The 22,381-nt window shown below is 69.4% G+C and carries 18 protein-coding genes and 1 pseudogene; 11 read left to right on the top strand and 8 right to left on the bottom strand.

Annotation, left to right across the window (positions count from 1 at the left end):
- Positions 1-24 precede the first annotated feature (24 nt).
- Together P9849_RS00325 and P9849_RS00330 are read right to left on the bottom strand one after the other, a co-directional pair.
- Entirely contained in the window at positions 25-837 is an 813-nt protein-coding gene (locus P9849_RS00325; protein WP_278267772.1) for a metallophosphoesterase, read from the bottom strand.
- Positions 837-2,117, bottom strand: a pseudogene (locus tag P9849_RS00330) (solute carrier family 23 protein); the annotation flags it as partial. The gene P9849_RS00325 and the pseudogene P9849_RS00330, both read right to left, overlap by 1 nt.
- Before the next feature lie 172 nt (positions 2,118-2,289).
- On the opposite strand from P9849_RS00330, the gene P9849_RS00335 reads away from it, so the two are divergent.
- Together P9849_RS00335 and P9849_RS00340 are read left to right on the top strand one after the other, a co-directional pair.
- Positions 2,290-2,895 (top strand): malonic semialdehyde reductase, encoded by a 606-nt coding sequence (locus tag P9849_RS00335; RefSeq protein ID WP_066213389.1) that lies wholly within the window; start codon positions 2,290-2,292, stop codon positions 2,893-2,895.
- Positions 2,896-3,092: 197 nt separating this feature from the next.
- The gene (locus P9849_RS00340) at positions 3,093-3,431 is read left to right on the top strand and encodes a hypothetical protein (RefSeq protein WP_278267774.1); all 339 of its coding nucleotides are present in this window, start codon (positions 3,093-3,095) and stop codon (positions 3,429-3,431) included.
- Positions 3,432-3,580: 149 nt separating this feature from the next.
- Here the strand turns inward: P9849_RS00340 and P9849_RS00345 are convergent, their stop codons facing one another.
- The 3 genes from P9849_RS00345 to pgm all read right to left on the bottom strand — a co-directional run bounded on the left by P9849_RS00345 (position 3,581) and on the right by pgm (position 7,288).
- Entirely contained in the window at positions 3,581-4,909 is a 1,329-nt protein-coding gene (locus P9849_RS00345; protein WP_278267775.1) for an MFS transporter, read from the bottom strand.
- Positions 4,906-5,364 carry a MarR family transcriptional regulator gene (locus P9849_RS00350; RefSeq protein ID WP_278267776.1) on the bottom strand — a complete coding sequence of 153 codons (459 nt, stop codon included), beginning with the start codon at positions 5,362-5,364 and terminating at the stop codon, positions 4,906-4,908. The genes P9849_RS00345 and P9849_RS00350 overlap by 4 nt, the downstream gene beginning before the upstream one ends.
- A gap of 271 nt (positions 5,365-5,635) precedes the next feature.
- The gene (pgm, locus tag P9849_RS00355; protein ID WP_278267778.1) at positions 5,636-7,288 is read right to left on the bottom strand and encodes a phosphoglucomutase (alpha-D-glucose-1,6-bisphosphate-dependent); all 1,653 of its coding nucleotides are present in this window, start codon (positions 7,286-7,288) and stop codon (positions 5,636-5,638) included.
- Positions 7,289-7,426: 138 nt separating this feature from the next.
- Here pgm and P9849_RS00360 point away from each other — a divergent pair, with 138 nt between their 5' ends.
- The 9 genes from P9849_RS00360 to P9849_RS00400 all read left to right on the top strand — a co-directional run bounded on the left by P9849_RS00360 (position 7,427) and on the right by P9849_RS00400 (position 15,644).
- Positions 7,427-8,287, top strand: a complete 861-nt coding sequence (locus P9849_RS00360) for a DUF4190 domain-containing protein (protein ID WP_278267779.1) — start codon at positions 7,427-7,429, stop codon at positions 8,285-8,287.
- A gap of 249 nt (positions 8,288-8,536) precedes the next feature.
- Positions 8,537-9,196 carry a GntR family transcriptional regulator gene (locus P9849_RS00365; RefSeq protein WP_278267780.1) on the top strand — a complete coding sequence of 220 codons (660 nt, stop codon included), beginning with the start codon at positions 8,537-8,539 and terminating at the stop codon, positions 9,194-9,196.
- A gap of 30 nt (positions 9,197-9,226) precedes the next feature.
- Positions 9,227-10,021: a carbon-nitrogen family hydrolase gene (locus P9849_RS00370; RefSeq protein WP_144629657.1), complete on the top strand. Its 795-nt coding sequence runs from the start codon at positions 9,227-9,229 to the stop codon at positions 10,019-10,021.
- Positions 10,022-10,200: 179 nt separating this feature from the next.
- Complete coding sequence (locus tag P9849_RS00375) at positions 10,201-10,875, top strand: DUF2848 family protein (protein WP_278267781.1); 675 nt, start codon at positions 10,201-10,203, stop codon at positions 10,873-10,875.
- Positions 10,872-12,368, top strand: coding sequence for a 4-hydroxyphenylacetate 3-hydroxylase N-terminal domain-containing protein (locus P9849_RS00380; RefSeq protein ID WP_278267782.1), 1,497 nt, complete (start codon positions 10,872-10,874; stop codon positions 12,366-12,368). The genes P9849_RS00375 and P9849_RS00380 overlap by 4 nt, the downstream gene beginning before the upstream one ends.
- A 3-nt stretch (positions 12,369-12,371) precedes the next feature.
- The gene (locus P9849_RS00385) at positions 12,372-12,728 is read left to right on the top strand and encodes a cupin domain-containing protein (protein ID WP_278267783.1); all 357 of its coding nucleotides are present in this window, start codon (positions 12,372-12,374) and stop codon (positions 12,726-12,728) included.
- Between the two features lies 1 nt (position 12,729).
- Positions 12,730-13,251, top strand: a complete 522-nt coding sequence (locus P9849_RS00390; RefSeq protein ID WP_278267784.1) for a flavin reductase family protein — start codon at positions 12,730-12,732, stop codon at positions 13,249-13,251.
- A gap of 222 nt (positions 13,252-13,473) precedes the next feature.
- Entirely contained in the window at positions 13,474-14,943 is a 1,470-nt protein-coding gene (locus P9849_RS00395; RefSeq protein ID WP_278267785.1) for an APC family permease, read from the top strand.
- Positions 14,940-15,644, top strand: a complete 705-nt coding sequence (locus tag P9849_RS00400; protein WP_278267786.1) for a hypothetical protein — start codon at positions 14,940-14,942, stop codon at positions 15,642-15,644. Before P9849_RS00395 ends, P9849_RS00400 begins: the two co-directional genes overlap by 4 nt.
- Positions 15,645-15,818: 174 nt before the next feature.
- Here P9849_RS00400 and P9849_RS00405 read toward each other — a convergent pair whose 3' ends face one another.
- The 3 genes from P9849_RS00405 to P9849_RS00415 all read right to left on the bottom strand — a co-directional run bounded on the left by P9849_RS00405 (position 15,819) and on the right by P9849_RS00415 (position 22,323).
- Positions 15,819-18,518 carry an ornithine decarboxylase gene (locus P9849_RS00405; protein ID WP_278267787.1) on the bottom strand — a complete coding sequence of 900 codons (2,700 nt, stop codon included), beginning with the start codon at positions 18,516-18,518 and terminating at the stop codon, positions 15,819-15,821.
- 259 nt (positions 18,519-18,777) lie between these two features.
- Positions 18,778-20,244, bottom strand: coding sequence for a peptide MFS transporter (locus tag P9849_RS00410; protein WP_107003826.1), 1,467 nt, complete (start codon positions 20,242-20,244; stop codon positions 18,778-18,780).
- Between the two features lie 39 nt (positions 20,245-20,283).
- Positions 20,284-22,323, bottom strand: coding sequence for an AarF/UbiB family protein (locus P9849_RS00415; protein ID WP_278267788.1), 2,040 nt, complete (start codon positions 22,321-22,323; stop codon positions 20,284-20,286).
- Positions 22,324-22,381: the final 58 nt, after the last annotated feature.

The raw sequence follows: 22,381 nt of genomic DNA on the forward strand, positions 1-22,381 counted from the left end.
AGGTCAGAGGGGCGGGTCGGAGGGTCAGGGCAGGTGCAGGACGATGCAGGGACCGCCGTCGTAGAGCCCTCCGTCAATGTCTACCACAAGGCCGTCGGCGTACACGTCCGGGCCCTGGGTGAGGGGTGCGGGATGCCCGTGGAAGTCCGCGATGATGCTGTGGCCGTGCACCAGGCGGGACCCGCCGAACTCCCGGAGGAAGTCGCGTGCCACGGACGGCCGGTCGCGGAACGCGTGCCGGGTGGTCAGTCGCGCCCAGACCTCCCAGACGTCGAGGGGGTCGTCGCTCTCGAGGCGGCTCCGCAGGGTGTCATTGACCCCGGTGATGTCCGTTCCCCAGTGCAGGTACTCCGTCGTGTCCGCGTGGACCAGGAGGTGCGACCCCGTCAGCGCCATGCCCGGGAGCGAAGCGAGCCACGCGAAGTCCTCGTCGCTGAGTTCGCGCTGGTCCTGTTCGCGTCCGCCGTTGCGCTGCCATGAGTCGTGGAAGGACCGGGGCCCGGCGGGAGTGTCGAGGCGCAGGGCGCCGAACCGGCGCTTGCCCAGAGCCAGGACCTCGTGGTTCCCCAGCAACGCGTGGACGGCGCCGCCGTCGTCGGCCGCCTGATGCTGGAGACGGCGCACCAGGTGCACCACGCCGGAGCCGTCCGGCCCGCGGTCCATGAAGTCGCCGAGGAGCCAGAGGGTGCGCTGCCCGCCGCACCAGCCGCCCATGCGGTCCAGGAGACCCTGTCGCCGCAGGGCGTTGGACAGCGGCTCCAGCGCGCCGTGGACATCACCGATGACGACGTCGGGCCCCTGCCCGCCGTCGTCGAAGGTGAGTCCCGGCCTGGTCATTCGGTCTCCGGCTCCGCCACCGTGCCGCGGGCCTTCGCGATGGCCTTCATGCCGTGATACATCACGAGGGCCGCCGCGGACCCGAGCGCGATGCCCGTGAAGCTGAGTTCCCCGAGGTTCCACGTGTAGTCCGCGATGCCCACGATCAGTGCGACCGCGGCCGTGCTCAGGTTGATCGGGTTGGAGAAGTTGACCTTGTTCTGCACCCAGATCTTCACGCCCAGGATGCCGATCATGCCGTACAGCATGGTGGCCGCGCCGCCCAGCACACCGGCCGGGACGGTCGCGATCAGGGCGCCGAACTTGGGGGAGAAGCTGAGGACGATCGCGAAGACGCCGGCCACCCAGTACGCGGCCGTGGAGTACACCTTGGTGGCGGCCATGACGCCGATGTTCTCCGCGTAGGTGGTGGTGCCGGAGCCGCCGCCCGCGCCGGCCAGGATGGTCGCGGCGCCGTCGGCCATGAGGGCGCGCCCGGCGTAGGCGTCGAGGTTCTCGCCGGTCATGGTGGCCACGCTCTTCACGTGTCCGACGTTCTCGGCCACGAGCACCAGGACCACGGGCACGAACAGCCCGATGACGCCGACATTGAAGCTCGGCGCCTGGAAGTGCGGCAGCCCGATCCAGGCGGCGGAGTCCATCTGGCTGTAATCCACCTCGCCGCGCCACATGGCCACCAGGTAGCCGAGGACCACGCCGATCAGGATGTTCAGGCGGCCCAGGATGCCCTTGAAGAGCACGCCCACCAGGACGATGGCGAGCAGCGTGACCAGGGCCGTGATGGGCGCCTTGACGAAGTTCGCCTTGGCCGCGGGGGCGAGGTTCAGGCCGATGAGGGCCACGATCGCGCCGGTGACCATCGGCGGCATGAGCCGGTTGATCCACTCGGAGCCGAACGCCTGGACCACGAGGCCCACCAGGAACAGCGCCGCGCCGGCCATGATGACGCCGCCGAGAGCCCCGGCCACGCCGTACTGGTGCTGCGAGGCCATGATGGGGGCGATGAACGCGAAGCTCGATCCCAGGTAGCTGGGCACCCGGCCCCGCGTGACCACGAGGAACAGCAGGGTTCCGATGCCCGAGAAGAACAGGGTGGTGGCCGGCGGCATGCCCGTCAGGATGGGCACGAGGAACGTGGAGCCGAACATGGCCACCACGTGCTGGGTGCCGATGCCGATGGTGCGGGGCCAGCTGAGCCGTTCGTTGGGGGAGACCACTTCGCCGGGCCGGACGGTCTTGCCGTCGCCGTGGAGGGTCCAGGAGGTTCCGAGCAGGCTCACGCGAGGCCTTTCCAGAGGTGTGGGGGTGTATCCAGAGCAACTTTACTGGGTGGACGGGTGGAGCGAGCAGGCAGATATGTGTCCCATCTCACACTCCGTTGGGGAAGAACGGCCGAATGCTTGAAGTTGAAACCATTCGGAACCCCCACGGAACTCCCCGAAGGAACATGACATGAGCATCGCCCACGAAGAAGCCGTCCTCGACGCGGCCTCCGTCAACGCCCTCTTCCACGAAGCCCGCACGGCCAACGCCTTCCAGGGCGAGGTCACCGAGCAACAGCTTCAGGCGATCTGGGAGCTGACGAAGTTCGGCCCCTCCGCCTTCAACGCCCAGCCGCTGCGCGTGACCTTCGTGCAGTCGCCGGAGAAGCGCGCCGAGCTCGTCGACGCCATGATGGCCGGCAACCAGCCGAAGACCGCCGCCGCCCCCGCCGTCGCCGTCCTGTCCTACGACACCGAGTGGCACGCCAAGTGGGACGAGTTCTCCCCGGGCTGGGACGCCCCCAAGGCCATGTTCTCGGACAACGCTGAGCTGAGCGGCACGTTCGCCAACAACAACGCGCACCTCCAGGCCGGCTACTTCATCCTGGCCGTCCGCGCCCTCGGCCTCTCCGCAGGCCCGATGACCGGCGCCGACTTCTCCGCCATCGACGCCGCCTTCTTCCCGGAGGGCGACCAGAAGAGCTTCCTCGTGGTCAACATCGGCCAGGCCGGCGAGGGCGCCTGGGGCGCCCCGAAGCCGAAGTTCGGTTTCGACGAGGCCGTCACCGTCCTCTGATCCGTCCGGATGCCCGAAGGCCCCGGCTCCCCTGTGGGAGCCGGGGCCTTCGTCGTCCTTGGGGTTGGTGGCCGTGCCGTCAGGCCCACGGATTCTCAGTCCACCCCCTGAAATTTCGGTGGGTGAACGACGAATCCGGGGGTGGCCGCGCCGGGCAGCCCAGCGTAGGCTTCGGACGACACTGCGGAGGGGGACGCATGAAGATCGTCAGGAGCGACGAGTACCTGATGGAACGTCCGGGCGGCGTGACGTTTGAGGTCCGGCTGTGGGAGGACTCCCGCGCCGGTGGCCCGCTGCACGCGCTCGACCTGTGGGTGATCACCGGGGCCCGGGATGTGGAGGAAGTCCTCGCCTGGGCCCGGGGCGCCTCGCGGTCGGGGGCCTTCGAGGTGTTCGTCAGGACAGTGGAGCCTGGTGTTCCAGCGAACGGGGAGTCCCAGGTGTATCCGTGTCTCCTGCGCCTCTACGGTGAACCCGTGGAGAGCGGCGGGGCCAGCCGGGTGGTGGTGGCCTGGCGTGAGGACCCGTCTCCGTGACGATGTTCTGAGAGTTTCGAGGGTGACCGCGCCGTCAGACCCACGGTTTTTTGGTCCACCCCCTGAAATTTCGGTGGGTGAACCACGAATCCGTGGGTGGCGCCGGGCTGCGGAGCGCCCGGCTCACTCGCCGCCCGACGACGCCGGGCTCAGCCCTCCGCGCCGACGGCCTTCTGCGTGGGGGACGGTTCCCCGCTGCCGCGCTCGCGGGCGTTCTGCTCCCTCAGCTCTCGGTGTTCCGCCCAGACGTGCCGGAGCTGCTTCCGCACCGTCCCCTCGCCCCAGCGGCTGACCAGGAGGAGCCCCGCGAGTCCTGCGAGGAGCGCGACCGCCCCGCCGCCGAAAACCGCCCAGCGGGGACCGAACTCGTTCGCGATCCACCCGACGAGCGGCCCGCCGATGGGCGTCCCACCCTGGATGACGGTCATGTAGAGCGCCAGGACTCGGCCCCGGTAGGCGGGCTCGGTCCGTATCTGCAGCAAGGTGTTCGCGCTGTTCAGGAACGTCAGGGCGCAGAGTCCCACGAGCACCAGCATGATCGCGTAGAGCGTGTACCCGGGCATGAAGGCGGCCACGCACGTCGTGACGCCCAGTCCGATCGCCCCCATCACGAGGTACCGCAGCCGCGGGGCCGCACGCCGGGCCGCGAGGAGCGCCCCGGCGAGGGTGCCGACCGCCATGACGGAGCCCAGCAGGCCGTAGGCGTCCGGGCCGGCGTCGAACACTGAAGCGGCCATGACCGCGTTCGTGAGCTGGAAGTTCATGGTGAAGGTCCCCACCAGGCCCGCGAGGATCATGACCAGGAGAGCCCGTGGCCGGGCGAGGACGTACCTCACGCCGTCCTTGAGCTGACCCCGGCTGCGGGGTACGGGGTCGGTGCGGTAGAGGGTCGCGGTGTTCATCCGCAGGATCCCGATCAGCACCGCCGCGAAACTCGCCGCGTTGAGCAGGAACACCCAGCCGGTGCCGATCAGGCCGATCAGCAGTCCCGCGATGCCGGGGCCCGCCAGGCGCGCCAGGTTGAAGGATGCGCTGTTGAGCGCGACGGCGTTGGCCACGCTGTCCCGTCCGACGATCTCGGAGACGAAGGCCTGCCGGGGCGGGGCGTCGAAGGCGCTCGCGACACCCAGGGCGAGGGCGATCACGTAGATGTGCCAGAGCTGGGCGGTGCCGGTGAGGACGAGGGCGGCCTGCAGGAGGGCCAGCAGTCCCATGGCGGTCTGGGTGGTCAGGAGGATCTTGCGCTTGTCCAGGCGGTCGCCGAGCAGCCCCGCGTAGGGGCCGAGGAGGAGGATCGGGAGGAACTGGAGGCCGGTGGTGAGGCCGACCGCGGCGCCGTCGTGGTCCGTGAGCTGCGTCAGGACCAGCCAGTCCTGCGCCACCCTCTGCATCCAGGTGCCGATGTTGGACACCAGCGCTCCTGCCGCCCAGAGGCGGTAGTTGGGGTTCTTCAGTGACTGGAACATGCGGCTGCTCATGCGGTGGCTGGATTCCTCCTGGGGTCGGTGCGGGTCATGTCCAGGAGGAGGAGCGCGGCGTCGTGCAGGGTCTGCCGCTCGTGCTCGCCGAGGCATTCAAGCCGTTCGGCGAGCCAGGCGGAGCGGAGCCTGCGGGACTCTTCGAGGACCGCGTTCCCCTCGCTGGTCAGGGAGATGAGCACCTGCCGTCCGTCCTCGGGCCGGGTCTCGCGGCGGATGAGGCCTTTGTCCGCGAGGGCGTTGACCGTGCGGGTCATGCTGGGCGCCTGGACGTGTTCGGCTTCCGCCAGCTGGCCCATGGTCTGCGGTCCGTGCTTGTGCAGGAGCGCCAGGACGGTGTTCTGACCCGGGGTGACGGCGTCGCTGCTGGCCTGGGAGCGCAGGACGCGCGACGTGCGCATGAGCGCGACGCGCAGTTCGGAGGCCAGATCCTGAAGGTCGGGTGGGGTGTTCATCGTTATTTAGCATAGCTAATTAGCGATGTTAAGTACATGGGAAGTGGCCGACTTCACGGTCACGCCCTCCCCATCGACTGCTCCGTGGATGTCGTTTTGGCACCTCAAAACGACATCCACGGAGCAATCGATGAAGGAACGACGACGGCGGTGGGCCGGGTGCCGCGTTAAACACCGCCGCCCCGGACGGATCCGGGGCGGCGGCAGGGGTGCGGGTGCTCCTCTTCGGTGCGAGTGCGCCTGGCGGGTGCGAGCCTGGGGAGTCTGTGGGTCAGCCGATGACCGAGTCCACGAGGGACTTGGCTTCGGCCTGGACCTGCTGGAGGTGATCCGCGCCCTTGAAGGACTCGGCGTAGATCTTGTAGACGTCCTCGGTGCCGGACGGCCGGGCCGCGAACCAGGCGTTCTCGGTGACCACCTTGAGACCGCCGATCGGGGCGCCGTTGCCGGGGGCCTCGGTCAGCTTCGCGGTGATGGTCTCGCCGGCCAGTTCCGTGGCGGTGACGTCGTCCGAGGAGAGCTTGCCGAGCTTGGCCTTCTGCTCGCGGTTCGCGGCGGCGTCGATGCGGGCGTAGACCGGTGCGCCGAACTGGTCGGTCAGGCCGCGGTACAGCTCGGACGGGCTCGACCCCGTGACGGCCGTGATCTCGCTGGCCAGCAGTGCCAGCAGGATGCCGTCCTTGTCCGTGGTCCAGACGGACCCGTCCTTGCGGTTGAAAGCGGCGCCCGCGGACTCCTCGCCGCCGAACGCGCCTTCGCCGGAGAGCAGGCCGGGCACGAACCACTTGAAGCCCACCGGGACCTCCACGAGCTTGCGCCCGAGGCCGGCGGCCACGCGGTCGATGATCGAGGAGGACACCAGGGTCTTGCCGACCACCGAGGCCGGGTTCCAGCCACTGCGGTTGCGGTAGAGGTAGTCGATCGCGACGGCGAGGTAGTGGTTGGGGTTCATGAGCCCGCCGTCGGGCGTGACGATGCCGTGGCGGTCCGCATCCGCGTCGTTGCCGGTGGCGATGTCGAAGGGCGCCGCGCCGTCGTCGCTCTTCATGCGGCCGATCAGCGAGGCCATCGCCGAGGGGGAGGAGCAGTCCATGCGGATCTTCTCGTCCCAGTCGAGGGTCATGAACGCCCACTGCGGATCCACCGTGGGGTTGACTACGGTGAGGTCGAGGTGGTGGCGCTCGCCGATCTCGCCCCAGTAGTCGACGCTCGCGCCGCCCATGGGGTCCGCGCCGATCCGGACGCCCGCCTCGCGGATGGCGTCGAGGTCCAGCACGGAGGGCAGGGAGTCGACGTAGCTGCTCAGGTAGTCGAAGGTGCCGACGTTCTCGGCCTTCAGCGCCTCCGTGAGCGGGAGGCGGCGCACGCCGTTGAGGCCGTTCTCGAGGTACTCGTTGGCGCGGTTCGCGATCCAGCCCGTGGCGTCCGTGTCCGCCGGGCCGCCATGCGGAGGGTTGTACTTGAAGCCACCGTCCGCGGGCGGGTTGTGGCTGGGGGTGACGACGATCCCATCCGCCTGGTCCGCGTGCCCGGCGTTGTTGTAGCTGAGGATCGCGTGGCTGAGGGCAGGGGTGGGGGTGTACGCGTGGCGGGCGTCCAGCAGGACCGTGACTCCGTTGGCCGCCAGGACCTCGAGGGCGGTGTTCTGTGCGGGCTCGCTCAGCGCATGGGTGTCCTTGGCGAGGAACAGGGGGCCGGTGATGCCCTGCGCCGCTCGGTACTCGACGATCGCCTGGGTGATCGCCGCGATGTGCCGCTCGTTGAAGCTGGCCTTGAGGCTCGAGCCGCGGTGCCCCGAGGTGCCGAACGCCACGCGCTGGCCCGGGTCCGTGGGGTCCGGCTGCACGTCGAAATACGCGTCCAGGAGTGCGGTGAGATCGACAAGGTCTTCGGGAAGGGCCACGGTGCCCGCGCGGTTAGCCATGGGGCCAGCATGCCAGAGAAGCCCCCGCTCTTCTATGCCTTGGCCAGGGTTACGCCGCTGTGACGCGGAGCAGCCCCAGGACGGCCGCGGTACCGGCAGGTAACCTGGAGAAGGAGGTCAGCAATCGTGAGGGGGATCATGAGCGATCACACGCCCGAGCAGGGCGAACAGGAGTCCCGCCGCGCAGCGGGTCGGGGCCCATCGGGACAGGGCGCGTCAGGTCAGGGCGCGGCGCAGCACGGTGCGCCCGGTCAGCCGACGACGACGCCGCAGCCCGCTCAGCCGTTCGCCGCACCCGGCGCTCAGCCCGGTCAGCCGGCGCAGCCTGGTCAGCCGTTCGCCGCACCCGGCGCTCAGCCTGGTCAGCCGGCGCAGCCCGGCCAGTGGGCGGGGCCCGTCGCCTCGCAGCCCCCGCGCGCTCCGCAGCCTTATCCGGCACAGTCGTTCCCGCAGTCCTCCCAGCCGCCGCAGGCTCCGCCGCCCGGCGCTGTTCCCGGCCAGGCGCCCCGGCCGTCGTCGGGCCGTATGGTCCCGCCCGTGCCTCCGGCGCCGCAGGGAGGTTTCGCCGCCGCGAGCTATCCCGGAGCGCCGCAGGCCGCCCCTCCGCAGTACCCGGCCGCCCCCGTTCAGGGGCCGGGGCGGTTCCCGCAGCAGCCGTACCCGGCCGCCCCCGGCAACCGGCCCATCCAGCCGTACGGCCAGCAGCCCTACGGGCAGCCCTATGGACAGCCGTCTTACTCCGGCCTGGCCCCGGCCGAGCCGAAGGGGATGAGCATCGCGGCGCTCGTGCTCGGCATCGTCGGGGTGATCTCCGGAGGGTGGTTCATCATTCCGCAGATCCTCGCCGTGGTCTTCGGCCACATCGGGCTGAAGAAGGAACCCTCGGTCAAGGGCATGGCCATCACCGGCCTGGTCCTGGGCTATCTGATGGTCGCGATCTCGCTCGCCTACGGGCTGGTGCTGCTCTTCGCTTTCTCCTCCTCATCCAGCTGGGACTAGTTCATCCTTCCGGGGGACCAGTCGCCTCCGGGTCGCCTCAGCGCGGTGGCCCGCTCCGAGCACTCGGGAGCCTGCCCAGCAGGCCGCCCGCGACCTCCTGAGAAACCTGCCGGAAGGACCGTTTCGCCACTCCGTCGACGTCCCAGGACCCTTCACGAAAACAGGCTGTAGACAAGTTGTATACAGGTGGTCTACAGTGTGAGTATCACCACAACCGGTGATATCGCCCCGATCCTCTAGGCTGCCAACATGTCGATCTATCACAAGCCCGCTCCGACGGCGCCTGAAGTCGCCTACCAATGGCTGCGTCAGGAGATCTCCACCCTGCCCTGGGACCAGGAGATCTTCCTGAGCGAAGGATCCATCGCCGAGGCCTCCGGAGTCTCCCGCACCCCGGTGCGGGAAGCGCTCCTCCGGCTCGAGGCGTCGGGCCTGATCAAGCGCGTCGCCCACAAGGGGGCGTTCGTCCCCGCCCTGACCGGGCGGGACATCGATGACATGGTGGAGGTCCGCCGCGTGATCGGGGACTGGGCGGTCCGCAAGGTCGCCCAGGGCGCCGTCCCCGCAGCGGAACTCAACGAGATCCTGGACCGGCAGGAAGCCGCAGTCCACGACCCCGTCGCCTTCATCGAATGCGACATCCAGTTCCACCAGAGGATCGTCTCCGCCGCGGGCAACCCGATCCTCGCGGGGGTCTACGAGGCCCAGCGTTTCAAGCAGCTCCGGATGGGCCTCAAGGCGGTCCTGGACAGCGAAGGACGCAGCCGCCGGGTGGTGGAGGAGCATCGCGCGATCGTTCAGGCCCTGCTGAGCGGTGACCCGGAGCAGGCGGCCGCCGCCTCCCGGGCCCACCTGGAGTCCACTCTTTCGGCACTCAACGTGCCTCACGTCCCCGGCCTGCCCTCCTGAGCAGACCGGTGCAGAAACCCAGGAGCGTCTATGGAGATCTCACTGATCCAGCTGTCCAGTCCGGACGCTGAAAGCCAGGCGGACCGCATCGACCGTGCGGAAAGCCTCATCCGCGCCCAGGAGGGGGCGGACCTGGTGGTCCTCCCCGAACTCTGGAGCGCCGGGTACTTCCACTTCAGCCAGTACCCGGACCTCGCCGAGACCCTGGACGGCCCCACGGCCACCATGTGCGCGGCGGTGGCGCGGGATCTGAAGACCCACGTGCACCTGGGCAGCATCGTCGAACGGATCTCCGCGGACCGGCTCCGCAACACCTCGGTGCTGCTGGGCCCGGACGGGAGCATCGTCCACCAGTACTCCAAGATCCACGTCTTCGGGTACCAGTCGCTGGAGGCCGAACTCCTCACCCCCGGGACCAGCCTGCCGGTGGCCCGGACACCCTTCGGGACCATGGCCGGCATCACCTGTTACGACCTCCGCTTCCCCGGCATCTGGTCCGAACTGAGCACGCGCGGTGCGGGGATCGTGGTGGTCCCCGCGGCCTGGCCCGCCGCGCGCCGGGAGCACTGGAGGCTCCTCACCTCGGCCCGCGCGGTCGAACACCAGATGTTCGTCCTCGCCTGCAACGCCACCGGCGTCCAGGAAGGCGTGGAACTCGGGGGCACGAGTCGCGTGGTGGACCCCACGGGCCGGCTGCTCGCCGAGGCCGGCGCCGAGGAGGACGTCCTCCGCGCCACGATCGACCCCGCTCAGATCGAGGCCGTCCGCCGCGAGTTCCCGGTCATCACCGACCGCCTGGACGACTACGCCGGGCTGAGCCACTGAGCCCCTCCAGTCCCTGAGCCACTGAGCCGGCGCATCACCTGAGCCGGCCCGCTCACTGAGCCGAGCCGCCCGCCGTCCCGCGGGCGCCGCCCCACACCCGCCAGCCCCCGCGGCAGGCTTTCACGGACCACGCCCCGTCGTCCGCTCCCACACCCGATCCCTGATCGAACGGAACCCTCATGACCCCTGCCCTCAGCTTTGCCGTGTCCGGAACCGGCGAGCGGATCGAGCTCACCGAGTTCACCGCCGTCGTCGCCGGGTACACGGGCCGCGACGCCGCGGCCGTTCAGCACCACATCGACGAGCTCGCCGCGATCGGCGTCGCCCCGCCGCCGGAAGTGCCCATGTTCTACCCCGTGGAGGCGGAGACCGTCAGCACCGCCCCCGCGTTCCGGGTGGCCGGGGCGCAGACGTCCGGCGAGATCGAACCCCTCTACATCCGGCATGCGGGCCGCTACTACCTGGGCATCGCGTCGGACCACACGGACCGGCTCCTGGAGACCGAGGACATCGGGGAATCCAAGCGGGCCTGCCCCAAGCCGGTGGCCGGGACGGTCATCCCCGTCGAGGACCTCGCGGCCCTCTCCCTGGTCGAGTGCACCGCCCGCAGCCGCGTGGACGGCGAGCTCTACCAGGAGGGGACTCTGAGCAACCTCCGCACGCCGGCCGACGTCGTCGGGCTCTTCCTGGAGCGCCGGGACCCCGGCGACGGCGACTTCATCTGCCTGGGCGGGACCCTGCCGCTGCTGGGCGGGACCTTCGTCTACGGCGCCGACTGGGAACTCGAGCTGAGCTTCCCCGACGGCGCCACCATCAGCCACCGCTACACCATCTCCCAAGGAGCACAGTCATGAGGACCGGAGCCGAGTACATCAATTCCCTCAACGACGGCCGGACCGTCCTGATCGACGGTCAGGTGGCGGGGAACGTCGCCGAGCACCCCGCGTTCAGCAAGGTGGTGGAGACGGTCGCCGAACTGTTCGACATCGCCGCCGACCCCGCCAACGGCATGCAGTATCAGAGCCCCGAGATCGACGGGCCCGCCAACCTCGTGTTCGGCATCCCGCGCTCACCGGAGGACCTGAAGCGCCGCCGGGCCGCCGTGGAGCGGTGGGCCAAGCACACCCACGGCTGGGTGGGCCGCAGCCCCGACCACGTCGGCACCTTCTTCGCCGCCTTCGCCGCGCACCCCGAGGTGTTCGCCTCCGAGGAACGCGACTACGCCGGAAATCTCACCCGCTACTACGAGCGCATCCTGCGCGAGAACCTCTACGTCTCCTACGCGATCATCCCGCCGCAGTATTCGCGGGCGACGACGGCGTCGGGCTGGGAGGGCGACTTCATCCAGGTGGGCGTCGTGGGGGAGACCGAGGAGGGCCTGATCGTCCGCGGCTCGCAGATGCTCGCCACCGGCGGAGCGATCAGCGACGAAGTGTTCGTCACCTGCATCAAGCCCCTGGGTCCGGACGATGTGGACTTCGCCGTCTCCTTCGCCTTGCCGGCCGCCACGGAGGGCCTGAAGTTCCTCTGCCGCCGCCCGTACGCCACCGCGGCCACGAGCGAGTTCGACTACCCGCTCACGAGCCGCTACGACGAGCCGGACGCACTGGTCATCTTCGACGACGTCCTCGTGCCGTGGGACCGCGTGTTCATCAACCGGAACGTGGAGACCCTGCGCCGCCAGTTCTTCGACACCGGCGCCCACGCCCTGGGCAACTGGCAGGCTCAGACCCGTTTGACGGTCAAGCTCCAGTTCATCGCCGCGGTGGCCCGCAAGATCGCCGCCGTGAACGGCACCGACCGCATTCCCGGGGTGCAGGAGCGCCTGGGCGAGCTGGCCGCCGTCGTGTCCTCCGTGGAGTCCGCGCTGCTGGCCGCCGAGTACAGCGCCGAGCCGGATGCGAACGGCATGATGGTCCCGGGCCGCCGGGCCCTCTACGGCATCATGGGCCTGCAGTCCGAGACCTACCCGCGCGTCATCCAGATCCTGCGTGATCTGGCCGGCGGCGGTGTGCTCCAGCTGCCTTCCGGCGTCGCGGACATGAAGAGCGATGTCACGGCCGCCGACGTCGAGAAGTACGTGGCCTCCCCGAACGTCAGCAGCGAGGAGCGCATCAAGCTCTTCCGCCTCGCCTGGGACATCATCGGCACCGAGTTCGCCGGCCGCCACCAGCAGTACGAGCTGTTCTACGCGGGGGCGCCGTTCGTGGTGAAGGGCGTCTACACCTACCGCAACTTCGGATACGAGAAGCACGTGGCCGAGCTGGACGAGTTCCTGGCCGGTTACACCGTGGACGGCCGCGTGCCGTCCGGTGAGGCGCTCGTGAGCGCCGGAGAGGAGGCCTGAGCCATGGCCAAGCCGGAATTCGAGTTCGGCCCGGTGGACCGGGTGGAGTTCACCGACTGCAACCCCCACATCGAGGGTCTGTCCGAGGCGATCCTGGCCCGGGACGACCGCAGTGACGCCGTGACCCGCATCCTGAAGTTCGAACCGGGCACCGACACCTCACCCAATGGCGCCCTGCGGCACGACTTCTGGGAAGAGGTCTTCATCTTCGAGGGCTCCATGCGGGATCTGCGCCTGAACCAGGTGTTCAAGGCCGGGGACTGGGCCACGCGCCCGCCGGGCATGGAGCACGGGCCGTGGATCTCCGAGGAGGGCGCCCGGATGTTCGAGGTGCGCTACTACCCGCGGGACGAGGCCTGAGATGGCGGCCCCGGCTTTCGCCACCCCCGACGCCTCCGGAATGCGGCGCACCCTGGGCCGCTTCCTCACCGGGGTGGCCGTGGTGACCGCGGAGCACGACGGCGAGAAGGTGGGCATGACCATCAGCTCGCTCACGTCGATCAGCCTGGAGCCGCCCATCCTGATGATCTCGCTCAACTTCGACACGCGGACGGGCAACGCTCTCCTGGCGAGCGGCCGGTTCGGCGTCTCGATCCTGGGAGCCAAGCAGGAAGGCGTGGCCCGGCAGTTCGCGGTCCGGGGCGGGAAGCGCTTCGAGGACGGCGTCTTCGACCTCACCCCCGCGGGCCTGCCCGTGGTGGCGGGCGCGCTGTCCCAGGCCGAGTGCGAAGTGGTGCAGAGCCACGTCGTGGGGGATCACCAGGTCTTCTTCGGCGAGGTGACGTCCGCCCGGTACCGCGACGGCGAGCCCCTGGCGTTCTACTCGGGCAAGTTCGGCGACTTCCGCGACTTCAACCACGACGCCGTGCCGTGGTTCTACTGAGCGGCTGAAGCCGGCCGGCGGGCCGGCCGGTTGGTCGGTTGGTCGGTTGGTCGGCTGCGCAGCCGGACCGCTCCTCGCAAGCGCCCGGAAGGGCCCGTGACCCCTGGTCCCGGGCCCTTCCGTCGTGCCCTGAAACGGCCTTCGGAACCCCGGTGAAAAACGTTCGATATTCATCCGCGGAAGCTCTTGACGGGCGGTGTGGCCGGCCTCACATTTAAGTGTATGGCTTTCACTAAATCCGCTGCGGATCCCCAGCCGCACGCGTCCGGCCCCTCCCCGGCCGGCCTCAAGAAGAACTCCCTCGGCACGCGCGACATCGTCTTCATGCTCGTCTCCGCCGCCGCGCCGCTCACCATCGTGGTGGGCGTCTCCCCGCTCGCCCTCGCCGTCGGTGGCCCGGGCGCCCCCGTCATCTACATCGCCGCGGCGCTGGGGCTCTCCCTCTTCGCCGTCGGCTTCATGGCCCTGACCCGGCACATCCTGTCCTACAGCGGGTTCTACGGCTACATCGCCAAGACCCTGGGCCGCGTGACCGGCCTCGGCGCCGGGTTCACCGCCTGGCTCAGCTACAACGGCATCCAGATCGGCCTCTACGGACTCCTCGGCATCCAGGCCAACCTGGCCGTCAAGCAGTTCACCGGAGTCGACCTGCCCTGGTGGGTCTACGCCCTCGTCTCCATCGCCGCGGTGCACTACCTGGGCTGGCGCGGCATCGACGTCGGCGCCAAGGTCGTGGGCGTGTTGCTCACCCTGGAGACCGTGATCGTGGTGATCCTCGCCGTCGCCGTCCTGGCCCACGGCGGGGCGAGCGGCATCTCCCTGGACTCCTTCACCCCGGATGCGATCTTCACCCCGGGCATGGCCGCCGTGCTGAGCATGGGCTTCTCCGCCTTCATGGGCTTCGAATCCGGCGCCCTGTACCGGGAGGAGGCGCGGAACCCGGACCGCACCGTCCCGCGGGCCACGTACATCTCCATCGCGTTCATCGGCGCCTTCTACGCCTTCGCGGTGTGGATCCTGGTCCAGGCCGGCGGCTTCGGCGCCATCCAGGCCTTCGCGGGCCAGCACCTCGACACGGGCGACACCGCCTATGTCCTGGCGGGCACCTTCGCGGGCGACTGGCTCGTGAACCTCATGAGCGTGCTGATCGTGACGAGCATCTTCGCCTCGCAGCTGGCCTTCCACAACACCATCAACCGCTACACGCTCTCCCTCGGCCGGGAAGGGATCTTCCCCGCCCGCATGGCCCGCGTCAGCCGCCACCTGACCCCCGGCAACGCGGGCGTCCTGCAGACGGTCCTGAGCGCGGTCTGCGTGATCGTCGGCGCGGTGCTGGCACTGGATCCCTTCACCCAGTTCGTGGTGTGGCTGAACTCCCCGGGCATCATCGGGATCCTGGCGCTGCAGGCGCTCATGGGTGTCGGCGTCGTGATGTTCTTCGTCCGGAACCGCGGCCTGAACACCCGCTGGTACGTCATCCCCTCCACGGTCCTGGCCACCGCGGTCATGGCCGTGGTGATCTGGCTCAGCGTGACCAACATCCAGTACCTGACGGGCATCCCGGCGGGCGATCCCGTCAACACCACCCTGCTCGTGATCGCCCCGGTGACGTTCGTGCTGGGCCTTGGCGTAGCGTGGTGGCTGAAGAAGAACAGGCCAGAAGTCTTCGGACGGATCGGACATTCCGAATGAACCCACCGCAGGCAGCGGAACCAGAGGGCGGCCGGGTCCACCGGCTCGGCCGCCCCAGCGTGCCACGGCTGACCGTGGACAAGATCGGGCAGGAAGCCCTCGCGCTCCTCGAGGAGGAGGGCATCCTCTCCCTGCCCCGATTGGCGGAGCGCCTCGGCGTCCGCCAATCGGCGTTTTACAAGCACGTCTCCAGCCGCGCCGACATCATCGAACTGGCGCGTGGGGTCCTGGCCGAGCGGACGGCGTTCGGGAAGCTCTCCCGGCGGCTCGACGTCCTGGTGGTGGAGATCTTCGAGTCGCTCCTGAAGACGTATCAGGGCGTCCCGGCGCTCCTGCCGCTCATCCTGGTGCAGCCCGTGACCAATCCCGAGGTGCTGGGGATCTACGAACGGATCGCCACGGCCCTCCGTGAAGCGGGGGTTCCGGACCGGCTCGTCCTGCCGACCATCGAGGCCATCGACAGCGCCGCGATCGGCGCCGCCCTGGACACGCAGGCCATGGAGGACGCCTGGCAGGTCCCCGAGCACCGCCGCGCGGACTTCCCGAGCCTCGTGCGGGCGCAGGAGGCCGCCGCTCAGGACCGCAGCGACCGCTTCGGCTTCCTCGCGCGGACCCTCGCGGCAGGGCTCAGCGTCACGGCCGCGCCGGAGGCGTCCGCGCTGCACGCCGTGCGCACCCCGGACGACGACGGCGGCTCCTGAGCCACAGCCTCCCTCGCCCCGCCGCCTGCTCACCGCGGCCGTGGGTGCGTGCCGCCGTCGTCGTCGCGGTGCGGCGTGCTGGCCGAGCGGACGCCAGCCGGCGCACGGGATACCGGCGCCGGCCGCCAGCACCCCGGATCCTCAGTGCGCCCGGATCCTCAGTACACCGGATCCTCAGTACACCGGGTACAGGGCCTCCGGGCGGAAGACGAGGTACCCGAGCTCCTTGTCGTAGCCGTGGATCTCGCGGGTGTCGAGCACGTCCATGTAGTCCAGGATGTCCGCGGAGAAGCACTGGCCCGGCACGAGCACCGGGAAGCCGGGCGGGTACGGCGTGACGAAACTCGCCGAGACCACATCGCCCATCGCCAGCCGGTCGCGGATCTGCGCGGAGGAGAGGTGCTCCGTGGTGCCCTTGCGGTAGCTGAGGTAGTAGGCGGAGCGCATGTCGCCCGAGGCGCCGTCGGCGGTGAGGAAGGCGGGGGCGAAGCGGCTGAAGTCGGGGAGCGGGATCGACGGGATGCTGTCCGGTCCGGGCGGCAGGGCGCGGGTCTTCACGCGCGAGAGCGCCCGCTTGCGGTCCAGGTCCTCGGCGATCTTGACCAGCACCTCGATCAGGTACGCCACGGAGCTGCGGGTGGTGCCGATGGTGGTCATGATCAGGACGTTGGAGCGGCTGGTCTTGTTGACCTGGATGCGGTGACCGTCCATGAGGTAATCGTGCTTGAAGGTGTCGCCGTCCACACCCGTGGCCGTGATGTCCAGGGTGATGCGGCACGGGTCCACCACGAACTCGTCCTCGGCCCACGCCTGGTCCCAGGAGGCGAGGCCGTCCTTGGCCGGGTTCGGGCTGGTCGAGACGCGGTAGGCGTCCGGGACCAGGTCCGAGGTGTAGAGGACCCGGAAGTACTTCCGCAGGAGGGCGTGCCGGCCCACGGTCCGCCGGATGCTCATGGCGAGGTCCGCCTGGCGCTGGACCAGGGCGTAGCCCTCCAGCTCCACCTGGCGGCGGCCGATGTCGAGGGACGCGAGGATCTGGTAGTTGGGGGAAGTGGAGGTGTGCGTCATGAACGCCTCCAGGAAGGACTCCTCGTTCAGCTCGGCGAAATCCTGGTCGAAGACGTGGATCATCGACCCCTGGCGGAGCGAGGTCAGGGTCTTGTGCGTGGATTGCGTGGCGTACACGCGGAGGCGGGTCGACGTCGGATCGGCGAGCAGGCGGGTGCGCACCAGCGTCTCCGTGTCGGCTCCGGCCAGCAGCGCCCGCTGCTCTTCGAAGCGGCGGCCGTAGTCCGCCGTCGTGAAGTCCTGTTCGAGGACCGCGGCGGCATGCATGGCCGTCCGCTGCCGGTACACGGGGTGGAAGCCGGCGAACGCGAACCAGGCCTCGTCCCAGAGGAACACCAGGTCCGGTTTGATCGCGAGGCACTCCTCCATGACGCGGCGGGGATCGTAGACGATGCCGTCGAAGGTGCAGTTGGTCAGGGTGATCATCTTGACCCGGTCCAGTTGCCCGGCGTCGCGGATGGCGAGCAGCCGCCTCTTGATGCTCTCGAGGGGCACCGCGCCATAGAGGGAGTGCTCGTCCAGGGGATAGGCGTCGAGGTAGCTGACCGAGGCTCCCGCCAGGACCAGGGCGTAGTGGTGGGACTTGTGGCAGTTCCGGTCCACCAGGACGATGTCGCCGGGGCCGACGATCGACTGGTGCACGATCTTGTTGGCCGTGGAGGTGCCGTTGGTGGCGAAGTAGCTGCGGTGGCTGCCGAAGGCGCGGGCCGCGAGTTCCTGGGCCTCCTTGATGGCGCCGTGGGGATCGAGCAGCGAGTCGAGGCCGCCCGACGTCGCGGACGTCTCGGCCAGGAGGAGGTTCATGCCGTAGAAGTCGGCCATGTCCTCGATCCACGGCGAAGCCAGCACGGAGCCGCCGCGCGAGACGGGCAGGGCGTGGAACACCCCGCCGGGGCGGCGGCTGTACTCCTGGATGGCGTCGAAGAACGGCGTCTCGAAACGTTCGGTGATGCCGCCCAGGATGGACAGGTGCAGGTCCATGGCGTCCGTCCGGGAGAAGACGCGGCGGAAGCGGCCGTTGACGGAGCCGGCGAGGGATTCCAGGGCGACGCCGGCCATGAGGAAGACATCGAGCTCCGGGCGGATCTCCGCCACGGCGTCCGCGAGGTGGATGATCCGGCGGATGGACCGCGTCTCCTGGAGGCGGCTCCCGGCGCGCCGTTCGACGAAGCGGCGGAGCGAGCTGCTGAGCCGTTGCTGGGAGTGCGCGGAGATGCGCGGCGTCAGGATGACGGCCTGGATGCCGGGGTTGATCACGAGGGCGACCAGGGCGTCCACGAAGCTCGGCACCACGTTGACGTGATAGGTGAACTTGTCCAGGCCGCGGCGCTGGTCCCGCAGTTCCTTGGTGAAGCGCTCCAGTTCCTCGGACGGGCCGGAGTCCACCACGAGCACCTCGATGTGCGGGGTGGGGCGGGAGGGGGTGGGTCCGTCGGGGTCGGGGGAGAGGCCTTCGCCCGGGGCGCCGTCCTCGCTGACATGGAAGCCGGTCCGCAGCATGTCATTGACGCTCTCCACGCGGCTCATGGCTTCGGAGTAGCGCCCCAGACTGATCAGTTCTGAGATGTCCTTGACGGCCTGCAGACCCGGGAGCGCCCAGTAGGGCTCCAGCGATTCGAGGAGCTGGAGGATGCCGGTGAAGGACGCGGAGCTGCCCGTTTCGAGCTGCCCCATCCGGCGCTGCTGCAGGATTCCGGAGAGGGCGTACCCGAGGTACTCCCAGGTGTCCTTCCGGGTGCGCCACGCGCTTTCGGGGGTGCCGATCTCGGCACCCCACCGTCCCCCGGCTGTTGGTGCGAACGTCATTGCTGTCCCTCGGCCTCACATCGAGAAATCCGGGACTGCCCCATTGCAGTCCGGCAGGCCCTGACGGCCTTGCGCATGACCTTACCCGCGCTCCTGGCCGCTCAGAAGGCTTCCGGGAACATTACGGTATACACGTAATATACAGCTCGCGAAGGAGAGGCCTGCAGGCCGCGGAACCACCGGAAAACGCCGGAGGCCCGGACACCTGACGGTGTCCGGGCCTCCGGACAGGAGACGTCGTCATGAGACCGAACGGGCCTCAGCGCACGCCGCTCATGAGCTTGCGGATGGCCGGAGCGCTGCCGAGCAGGGCGAGGCCCAGCACCACGGCAACGCTGCCGACGCCGAGGAAGTACGGCGTCTCGTTGGACGGGTCGTAGTAGCCCGCCAGGATGCCGGCCAGCGTGGTGCCGAGCGACACGGACAGGAAGAACAGCGCGACCATCTGCGCCTGGAAGGCGGCCGGGGCCAGCTTCGTGGAGACGGACAGACCGATGGGGGACAGGCACAGCTCGGCCAGCGTGAACAGCAGCAGGATGCCGACCAGCGCCAGGAGCGGGGTCTTCTCAGAACCGGCCAGCGGCAGGAAGGCCAGGAACGCCAGGCCCATGAGGACCAGGCCCAGGGAGAACTTCACGGGGGAGCTGGGCTGCTTCTCGCCGAGGCGGGTCCACAGGGCTGCGAGCACGCCCGCGAAGATCACGATGAACACCGGGTTGATCGACTGCACCCAGGCGGCCGGCATCTCCCAGCCGAACAGGTGGCGGTCCAGCTTCTCGTCCGAGTACACGGCGATGAACGTGAACTGCTGCTGGAACAGGGCCCAGAACGCGGCCGACGCGATGTAGAGCGGGATGAACGCGAACACGCGCTTGCGCTCCACCGGCTGGGTCTTGCTGCTGCCCAGCAGGATGAGGAAGTACGCCACGGAGGCGCCGATCGCCACGTACGCCATCCAGGTGGCCAGGTTCTGCGCGGTCACCAGGTGGGTCAGGAGCAGCGACACGATCAGGACGACGACGGCGCCGAAGATCAGCGCATACTTCTTCCGCTCGCCGGGGGCCAGGGGGTTCGCCACATGGTGGGCGCTCTCCGGCATGTCCTTGCGCTTGAGGCTGTAGACGATGAGGCCGAGGGCCATGCCCACGGCGGCGGCGCCGAAGCCCCAGTGGAATCCGGCACGGCTCTGCAGGAAACCGGTGACGAGCGGGCCCAGCAGGCCGCCCAGGTTGACGCCCATGTAGAAGAGGGAGAACCCGGCGTCGCGCCGGTCGTCCTTCTCCGAGTACAGGGTGCCGACCAGGGCCGTGGCGTTCGCCTTGAGGCCGCCGGAGCCGAACGCGACCAGCACCAGGCCGATCACGAGGCCCAGCACACCCGGCAGCAGCGCCAGGGCGACGTGGCCCGCCATGATCACGCAGGCCGAGAAGAACAGCACCCGCTCGGAGCCGAGCAGGCGGTCCGCGAGCCACGCGCCCAGGATGGTGGAGAGGTACACGCCACCGCCGTAAGCGCCGACCAGACTCAGGGAGAGGGCCTTGTCGAGGCCCAGGCCGCCGTCCGTGGCCGTGTAGTACATGTAGTAGGCCAGGATGCCCTGCATGCCGTAGAAGGAGAAGCGTTCCCACATCTCGACGGTGAAGAGGTTGGCCAGCAGTCGGGGGTGACCGAAGAAGCCTTTGTCCGTGGACACGGTGGTGCCCGGCTCGGTCTGTACGGGGTTCATTTCATCCATGCTCCCAGCGGCATGTGAGTTAAGTCATCTTTAGTGGCGCCGGTCACGTTCGTTCGCGCGGTCCGGGCCGGGGCCGGTGGAGCCGCGGAAGGCGAGCGTCACAGCACGGAGAGCCAGCACGAACCCGGCGAAGAGCAAGGTGAAGCCGAAGAACGAATGCCAGGACAGGGAAGCCGTGAGAGAGGGTCCCGAATCGTCCAGGATCAGCAGGACGGCGCCGATGGTCGCCGCGGCAGCGAGCACCGCCACGATCAGCTGCTGGAACAGCCGCGTGAGGAAGCCGCGGTCGCCGTCGTCGGCCAGCACCCGGACCCGCGCCGTGAGAGTGCCCTGTTCCAGAGCGTCGGCCAGGCGGTCCACTCGCCGGGGCAGCCGGGCGAGCGTGGGCAGGAGCGTCAGAGCCTGCCGGCTCAGTTCGGTTCTGAGGCGCTCCGGGGTGAACTCCTGCTCCAGGTGTTCCGAACCGAGCTCGCGGGCTTCCGCGATCACGTCGAAGCCTGGATCCAGCAGCCGCAGAGTGCCTTCGAGCGCGGCCAGCGCGCGGAAGGCCGCGGCGATCTGAGGCGGGACGGCGAACCCGTGGTCAAGGACCAGGGTGAAGAGCTTGCCGAACAGGGCCGCGCCGCCCTGGGGGCCGAAGCCTCCGCGGAAGCGGACCATGAGCTGGCCGAGCTCGCGCGTCAGGCGTCGTTCGTCCAGCCGGGTCGGTGGGTCGAGGAGTTCCAGCAGGGCGTCGCAGGCCAGGCGCTCGTCGTCGGCGTCGATCGCGAAGAGAAGGGAGGCGAGGGCGCGCCGGCTGCCGCTCTCCAGACGGCCGACGGACCCGAAATCCAGAAGGGCGAGCCGGCCATCCTCACAGAGCAGGACATTCCCAGGATGAAGATCGGCATGAAAGACGCCGTCCACGGTGAGCTGGCCGATGGTGGCACGCAGCAAGGTTCGGGCCAGGGATCGCCGTGCCGCCGGGTTCAAGGCCGCCAGCTGATCCCCGGCCCGCCCCAGGGGGACCCCATGAACGCGCTCCATGACCAGAAGCCGCCCGGTGCTGAGCTCCTCGTGGACCTGCGGGACCAGGAGTTCCTCCCCGCGGACCGCGTGGGCGAGGGCCCGCGTGTTCTCCGCCTCCACCCGGTAATCCAGCTCCTCCGTCAAGGAGTCGGCGAAGCCGCGGGCGAGCGCCACGGCGCCCAGCCGCCGGGCCCACGGCGCCGTCCGTTCCAGCCAGCGCGCCAGCTGCTCGATGATGGAGATGTCCAGGCCCACTTGTTCCAGCGCCGAGGGCCGCTGAATCTTGAGCACCACGTTCCGGCGCGTGTGGTCCGGGCCGACGGGGCCGAGCGTCGCGGTGTGGACCTGCGCCACGGACGCCGCGGCGAGGGGCAGGTGGTCGACGTGGCTGAACACCTCCAGGGCGGGCTTGCCCAGTTCGCGGTCGAGAGCCTGCCGGATGCGGTCCCAGGGTTCGGGCTGGACCTCGCTCTGCAGACGGGAGAGCTCCCGGATGTAGGCGGCCGGCAGCAGGTCGCTCCGGGTGGACAGCATCTGGCCCAGTTTCACGAACGTCACGCCGGCTTCCTCCAGCGTCTGCCGCAAGGCCCGCGCCGTCCGTTCCTCCCGGTCCCGCGCGTGCCGGGAAAGTCCTCGGAATCCAAGGGCCAGTCCATGACGGCTGGCGATCCGGACCACCTCCGTGTACCGGCCGGCCTGCCGGGAATGGGTCCGGGCGGACCGCAGCCAGGAGAAGGGGTTGGGCAGGGTGCCCGTGGGCACCATGATCTCGCAGGCCATCAGGACCGCGACGCCCAGAGCAAAGGTCCAGAGGGCCGAAAGCCCCGCGACCAGGACGGCCGCGGCCGGGTCCCGGCTCACGCTCTCCGGACTGTTGAGACCCGCTGCGCCCAGGAACAGCCGCACTGCGGCGGAGAAGAAGAGGGTGAGCACGAAAGCCACGAGGATCGAACGCGGCCAGCCCACGGGCACACCCAGGAGCCTGCGCGAGACCGAGGCCAGGAACCAGGTCTGGACGAGGAAGAAGAACAGTGTCAGGAGGACTTCTACGAGTCCCCCCACCCAGGAAAGTGCGTCAACGCTCTCATTCTCGCCCGCGGTCCGAAGGCCTGGCATCATC

It is taken from the genome of Arthrobacter sp. Y-9 (assembly GCF_029690065.1).
In the GTDB taxonomy this organism is placed as follows: Bacteria; Actinomycetota; Actinomycetes; order Actinomycetales; family Micrococcaceae; genus Arthrobacter_E.

Bases quoted from the DNA above. Each gene is read 5' to 3' on its own strand.
- P9849_RS00325 (WP_278267772.1), bottom strand. From the start codon at position 837: ATGACCAGGCCGGGACTCACCTTCGACGACGGCGGGCAGGGGCCCGAC.
- P9849_RS00335 (WP_066213389.1), top strand. From the start codon at position 2,290: ATGAGCATCGCCCACGAAGAAGCCGTCCTCGACGCGGCCTCCGTCAAC.
- P9849_RS00340 (WP_278267774.1), top strand. From the start codon at position 3,093: ATGAAGATCGTCAGGAGCGACGAGTACCTGATGGAACGTCCGGGCGGC.
- P9849_RS00345 (WP_278267775.1), bottom strand. From the start codon at position 4,909: ATGAGCAGCCGCATGTTCCAGTCACTGAAGAACCCCAACTACCGCCTC.
- P9849_RS00350 (WP_278267776.1), bottom strand. From the start codon at position 5,364: ATGAACACCCCACCCGACCTTCAGGATCTGGCCTCCGAACTGCGCGTC.
- pgm (WP_278267778.1), bottom strand. From the start codon at position 7,288: ATGGCTAACCGCGCGGGCACCGTGGCCCTTCCCGAAGACCTTGTCGAT.
- P9849_RS00360 (WP_278267779.1), top strand. From the start codon at position 7,427: ATGAGCGATCACACGCCCGAGCAGGGCGAACAGGAGTCCCGCCGCGCA.
- P9849_RS00365 (WP_278267780.1), top strand. From the start codon at position 8,537: ATGTCGATCTATCACAAGCCCGCTCCGACGGCGCCTGAAGTCGCCTAC.
- P9849_RS00370 (WP_144629657.1), top strand. From the start codon at position 9,227: ATGGAGATCTCACTGATCCAGCTGTCCAGTCCGGACGCTGAAAGCCAG.
- P9849_RS00375 (WP_278267781.1), top strand. From the start codon at position 10,201: ATGACCCCTGCCCTCAGCTTTGCCGTGTCCGGAACCGGCGAGCGGATC.
- P9849_RS00380 (WP_278267782.1), top strand. From the start codon at position 10,872: ATGAGGACCGGAGCCGAGTACATCAATTCCCTCAACGACGGCCGGACC.
- P9849_RS00385 (WP_278267783.1), top strand. From the start codon at position 12,372: ATGGCCAAGCCGGAATTCGAGTTCGGCCCGGTGGACCGGGTGGAGTTC.
- P9849_RS00390 (WP_278267784.1), top strand. From the start codon at position 12,730: ATGGCGGCCCCGGCTTTCGCCACCCCCGACGCCTCCGGAATGCGGCGC.
- P9849_RS00395 (WP_278267785.1), top strand. From the start codon at position 13,474: ATGGCTTTCACTAAATCCGCTGCGGATCCCCAGCCGCACGCGTCCGGC.
- P9849_RS00400 (WP_278267786.1), top strand. From the start codon at position 14,940: ATGAACCCACCGCAGGCAGCGGAACCAGAGGGCGGCCGGGTCCACCGG.
- P9849_RS00405 (WP_278267787.1), bottom strand. From the start codon at position 18,518: ATGACGTTCGCACCAACAGCCGGGGGACGGTGGGGTGCCGAGATCGGC.
- P9849_RS00410 (WP_107003826.1), bottom strand. From the start codon at position 20,244: ATGAACCCCGTACAGACCGAGCCGGGCACCACCGTGTCCACGGACAAA.